The 5,722-nt window shown below is 68.5% G+C and carries 4 protein-coding genes and 1 pseudogene; 1 reads left to right on the forward strand and 4 read right to left on the reverse strand.

Annotated features, from left to right (window positions below; all coding sequences use genetic code 11):
* Positions 1-90 precede the first annotated feature (90 nt).
* The 4 genes and pseudogenes from MFF42_RS14475 to MFF42_RS14490 all read right to left on the reverse strand — a co-directional run.
* A pseudogene (locus MFF42_RS14475) lies at positions 91-612 on the reverse strand (ABC transporter permease); the annotation flags it as partial.
* A 12-nt stretch (positions 613-624) separates the two neighbouring features.
* Positions 625-1,605: an ABC transporter substrate-binding protein gene (locus MFF42_RS14480; protein ID WP_238256355.1), complete on the reverse strand. Its 981-nt coding sequence runs from the start codon at positions 1,603-1,605 to the stop codon at positions 625-627.
* 232 nt (positions 1,606-1,837) lie between these two features.
* A complete protein-coding gene (gene minC / locus MFF42_RS14485) occupies positions 1,838-2,578 on the reverse strand; it encodes a septum site-determining protein MinC (RefSeq protein ID WP_238256356.1) in 741 nt (246 codons plus the stop codon).
* Positions 2,579-2,687: 109 nt separating this feature from the next.
* Positions 2,688-3,446: a class I SAM-dependent methyltransferase gene (locus tag MFF42_RS14490; RefSeq protein WP_238256357.1), complete on the reverse strand. Its 759-nt coding sequence runs from the start codon at positions 3,444-3,446 to the stop codon at positions 2,688-2,690.
* A gap of 230 nt (positions 3,447-3,676) precedes the next feature.
* On the opposite strand from MFF42_RS14490, the gene typA reads away from it, so the two are divergent.
* Complete coding sequence (gene typA, locus MFF42_RS14495) at positions 3,677-5,503, forward strand: translational GTPase TypA (RefSeq protein ID WP_238256358.1); 1,827 nt, start codon at positions 3,677-3,679, stop codon at positions 5,501-5,503.
* Positions 5,504-5,722: the final 219 nt, after the last annotated feature.

The raw sequence follows: 5,722 nt of genomic DNA on the forward strand, positions 1-5,722 counted from the left end.
GATGAACACCATCGCCGGCGTGCGGCACGTGGACGGGATCTACATCCGCGCCGCCCGCAGCCTCGGGGCCAGCCGGATGACGATCTTCCGGCGGGTCATCCTGATGTAGATCCCGTCCACGTGCCGCACGCCGGCGATGGTGTTCATCAGCACCGGGAAGAAGGCGCCGATGGCGATGAGGAACACGGCCGGCGCGTTGCCGAGCCCGAACCACAGGATCGAGAGCGGGATGTAGGCGATCGGCGGGATCGGCCGCAGCACCTGCATCAGGGGGTTGATGTGGCGGTAGATCAGGTCGCTCGAACCCATGAACAGGCCGAGTGGCAGGGCGAGCCCGGCGCCGACGGCGAAGCCGACGACCACCCGGTAGAGCGAGGCCAGGGCGTCGTGCAGCATCTCGCCGGAGAACAGCCACGCGAACCAGGAGCCGTGCGCCGGGTCATAGGCTTCGAGGGGGGCGAGATAGGCCCACCAGCGCACCGCGACCGCGGCGGGCGAGGGCAGCACCATCGGGTTGACGAGCCCGGCGGTGCAGGCGAGCTGCCAGATCACCAGGACGGCGATGGGAACCGCGAGGCCCTCGGCCAGGGGTTTGAGACGCGAGGCGTTCACGCGACGTCCTCCTCAGTTCGTGCCGGCGGAAGCCTTGGCGGCCTCCAGCAGGTCGAGCTTCACCCAGTCGGCGGCCTTGGCGGGCTTCGACATCTTGCCGATGCCGTGCTCGGCCATGACGTCGGTGGTCTTCTGGATGTGGTCGGCGCTCATCTCCAGGGTGTAGGGCGAGTTGGCCAGCGCCTCCTGGAACTCCGGGCTGGTGAGCTGGCCCTTGAACACGTCCTGCGTGACGAAGGTCTCGGCGGCCTTCGGGTCGTCCATGAAGGTCTTCTGCGCCTTGACGAAGCATTCCATGAACTTGGACGCGACCGCCTTCTTGTCGTTGTAGAACTTCTCCGTCATCACCAGGGTGCGGATCGGCGAGCCGACCGGCGTGTCGTAGGGCTTGAGCACCTCGACGCCGAAGCCGCGGGCGATGGCCTGGGCCGATTGCGGCTCGGTCTGCATGATCGCGTCGACCTGCTTCTGCAGCAGCGCCTGGTTCAGGTCGGGATAGCCGAGATAGATCAGGTTGACGTCGCGGGCCTTCAGGCCGTGCTTGGCCATCTCGGCGCCGAGCAGCACCTCCTGGATCGAGCCGCGGGTGACGCCGACCTTCTTGCCCTTGAGGTCGGCCGCCGACTTGATGCCGGATTCCGGCGTCGCCAGCAGGCGGGCGCCGCCCTTGGCGAAGCCGCCGACGATGTAGACGGGCGCGCCGTTGCCGCGGGCCGAGATCACCGCCTCGGAGGCGGTGGCGCCGACATCGAGTTCGCCGGCGAGCATCGCCTGCATGATGTCCGGGCCCTTGGCGAAGATCTTGAGATCGACGGTGATGCCGCAGTTCTTGGCGATCTCCTTGACGTAGGAGACGCCGGCAAAGTGGGCGAGCTTCAGGTTGCCGACCCGCACCACCTCCTGCGCGGAGAGCGGCAGCGGCGCGAGCACCACGGCGGTCGCGGCGGCGAGGATCGCGAGACGGCGACGCGTGAAACGGTGGCGTTCGAACAAGGGGCTTCTCCCGGATGGCCCGGCTCTGCGGCCGGTGCGGATGGCCCATTCCTTTTGCAGAGCGCATGCCAGCCATGCAGAAGACGCCGGAATCCGCGCAATCGCCTGGGTAGCAAGAGGTTTTTTGAAGCGGCCAGTTCAGGACCTACCGGAAGAAGCGGCGGATTTCCGCCACCCGGCCCGACGAGGCGGCGAAAAATCGCCGCCGGCAGGGCGCGCCGGCCCCGCGGCGTCAGTCGAACGGCACGAGGACGATGGAGTCCCCTTCGAGCCGGGCCTGGACGGCCTGCCCCCAGCGGGCGCCGCCGAGATCGTCGGCGGTCTTGTAAAGGCCGTCGATGGCGATGAGTTCCGGCTCGAACTTGCGGGCGAGGATGCGCGCGCCCGGATCGCCCACGGCGCCGGCGATCGCCCGGCCGCGCAGGGCGCCGTAGACGTGGATCGAGCCGCCGGCGATCACCTCCGCCCCCGAGGCCACGGAGCCGAGCACCGTCACATCGCCGTCGAGATGCTGGATCACCTGCCCCGAGCGCACCGGCGCGTCGAGGACGAAGGAGCGCGGCCGGGGCGGGGCCGGGGACGCCACCAGGGCCGGCGCGGACATGTGAGCCGACGCGGTGGGCGCCTCGGCCGGCGTCGCCGCGCCGGGCTCGGGCGGTGCGATGTCCTCGACCGGCTTGCCGCCCACCAGCGGCGGCGGGAAGCCCGGCCCGAGCGAGGTCGGGCCGATCCCCTCGATGCCGAGGATGGTGATCGAGCGTCGGTTCAGTTCCTCGCAGAGATGGGCGAGGTCCGAGCGCTCGAAGCGCAGGCCGGTCACGTCGAGGATGATCGCCCGCACCGCGAAGAAGGCGGGCGCGCGCTGCTTCAGGGCGTCGAGCTCGGCGAGCCACTCGTCGATCGGCGGCACGGGGGCCAGCACCATCGCCAGGAAGGAGCGGCCGCGGAAGCGGATCGGGGGACGGTCGGTCACGGGGTCATTCGCGGCGAGGGGATCATGCCGGACAGCTTATGGCAGATCGAGCGCCGCGCCGCATGAGCGGGCGGATTCCTCAACAGCAAAGGCGCCCGGGGGCCTTCCCTCACCGGTGCCCGACCCGGCCGACCCGGAGTGAGAGCGGAAAGGACACGGGCTTGACCGCATCCGGATCACCCCACGCGGCCGCCAACGCCGCCTGGAACGTCTCGACCGGGCCGCGACCGACAGCCTTCTCCGCCGCCCGCACCGCCGACCACGTCTCGATGTAGCCGATCAGGTCGGCCAGCCGCCAAGCCACCTCGATGCTGAGCCCGGGCGCATCCAGCGCCGGGAATGGAAAGCGCAGAGAACGGTAGCCGTCCTCGACATGCCGGCGCTCCGGCGGCCAGTAGGGTCCGATCACGGCGTCGTAGAAGTGCCGGATGACCCTGTCGGCGGGTGCGTCCGCGACGTGCAGCACGCCGTAGGTGATCAGGGCCAGCACCGCCCCGGGCCGGGCGACGCGGCGCACCTCGTCGTAGAAGGAATCGAGGTCGAGCCAGTGCGCCGCCTGCGCAACGGTGACGAGGTCGGCGCTCGCATCCGGCAGGCCGGACCGCTCGGCCGGCGTCGCGCGGTAACGCACCCGGTCATGCGGCGTCGCCGCCGCGATCTGCGCGGCGCTGGCATCGATGGCGACCACCTGCGCGAATCGTTCGGCCAGACGCGTGGAGAGCTGACCGGTCCCGCAGCCAACATCCAACGCGAGATCCCGCCCGGGCGCCGCATCCGCCAGAAAATCCACCAGCGCCGCCGGATAGGTCGGCCGATGCGCGGCGTAGCCGGCATTGTGGCTCGAGAAGTGATCCTTGAACGCGCTCATGCGACTGGGCCCTCCCCCCTGCGGCTCCGCCCGGGTCGCATGGCAGGTCCCACGGGCAGGGGTAACCGCCCCTGCCGCGGCCAGCCCGCACTTGCCGGATCGACCGCCAGCTTATATTGCGACGCGATACCGCCCGAATCCGTACACTGGCGTCACGACCGTCGAAGCACGGCCCGCGACACGCCGCTTTATGGCCGGGCTCCACGTTTCCGAACGTTTTCGAGACCCCGATGAAGCTGCGCAACATCGCCATCATCGCCCACGTCGACCATGGCAAGACGACGCTGGTCGACAAGCTGCTCCAGCAGTCCGGCACCTTCCGCGAGAACCAGCGGGTCGAGGAGCGGGCGATGGACTCGAACGACCTCGAGAAGGAGCGCGGCATCACGATTCTCGCCAAGGCGACCTCGGTCGTCTGGCAGGACACCCGCGTCAACATCGTCGACACGCCCGGCCACGCCGATTTCGGCGGCGAGGTGGAGCGCATCCTCTCCATGGTCGACGGCGTGATCGTGCTGGTCGACGCGGCCGAGGGGCCGATGCCGCAGACCAAGTTCGTGGTCGGCAAGGCGCTGAAGATCGGGCTGCGCCCGATCGTGGCCATCAACAAGGTCGATCGGCCGGACGCGCGCATCAACGAGGTCGTCAACGAGGTGTTCGACCTGTTCGCGGCCCTCGACGCCACCGACGAGCAGCTCGACTTCCCGATCCTCTACGGTTCGGGCCGCAACGGCTGGATGGCCGATTCGCCCGACGCCTCGCCGGATGTCGGCCTCGCACCTCTGTTCGACCTCGTGCTCAAGCACGTGCCGCAGGCCCGCGTCGAGGACGGTCCGTTCCGGATGCTCGGCACGCTGCTCGAAGCCAACCCGTTCCTCGGCCGCATCATCACCGGGCGTATCGCGTCGGGCACGGTGAAGCCGAACCAGTCGATCAAGGTGCTCTCGCGTGACGGCAAGGTCGTGGAGACCGGCCGCGTCTCGAAGATTTTGGCCTTTCGCGGCCTTGAGCGTGCTCCCATCGACGTGGGCGAGGCCGGCGACATCGTCTCCATCGCCGGTCTGCTCAAGGGTACCGTGGCCGACACCTTCTGCGATCCGGCCGTCAACGAGCCGATCCAGGCCCAGCCGATCGACCCGCCGACCGTCACCATGTCCTTCATCGTCAACGATTCGCCGCTGGCCGGCACCGAGGGCGACAAGGTCACGAGCCGGATGATCCGCGACCGCCTGTTCAAGGAGGCCGAGGGCAACGTCACGCTCAAGATCGAGGAAGCCGCCGACAAGGATTCGTTCTACGTCTCCGGCCGCGGCGAGCTGCAGCTCTCGATCCTGATCGAGACCATGCGCCGCGAAGGTTTTGAGATTGCCGTGTCCCGGCCGCGCGTCGTGCTGGAGAAGGACGAGAACGGCGAGGTTCTCGAGCCGGTCGAGGAGGTCGTGATCGACGTCGACGAGGAGTATTCCGGCGTCGTCGTGCAGAAGATGTCCGAGCGCAAGGCCGAAATGATCGAGATGCGGCCCTCGGGCGGCAACCGTCTCCGGCTCGTCTTCCACGCTCCGACCCGCGGCCTCATCGGCTACCAGGGCGAGTTGATGACCGACACCCGCGGCACCGCGATCATGAACCGCCTGTTCAAGGCCTACGAGCCCTACAAGGGCGAGATCGCCGGCCGCCGCAACGGCGTGCTGATCTCGAACGACAAGGGCGAGGCCGTGGCCTACGCCATGTGGAACCTCGAAGACCGCGGCCCGATGATGATCGAGCCCGGCGCCAAGGTCTACCAGGGCATGATCGTCGGCGAGCACAACCGCGAGAACGACCTCGAGGTGAACGTGCTCAAGGGCAAGAAGCTCACCAACATCCGCACCACTTCGAAGGACGAAGCCGTGCGCCTGACGCCGCCGATCCGGATGACGCTGGAGAAGTCGCTGGCCTGGATTCAGGACGACGAGCTGATGGAAGTCACGCCGAAGTCGATCCGCCTGCGCAAGATCCACCTCGACCCGAACGACCGCAAGCGCTTCGAGCGCTCGAAGGAAGCGCTCTCGGCCTAAAACCCACTCGATCGAACCGCGAAGGCCCCGGTGCGGCGAACGCACCGGGGCCTTTTTGCATGGAACGCCGCCTCGATCCGATCCCGTCGGATGTCACCGGTTGCCGGTTGAACACTTCGGGCCATGCCCACTCCCGTCATCGCGAGGCGGAGCCGAAGCGATCCAGAGCGCGACCTTTTCGGAGATGTCGCGGACTAGATTGCCACGGCTTCGCCTCGC

Origin of the sequence: Methylorubrum podarium, assembly GCF_022179745.1 — a bacterium.
In the GTDB taxonomy this organism is placed as follows: Bacteria; Pseudomonadota; Alphaproteobacteria; order Rhizobiales; family Beijerinckiaceae; genus Methylobacterium; species Methylobacterium podarium.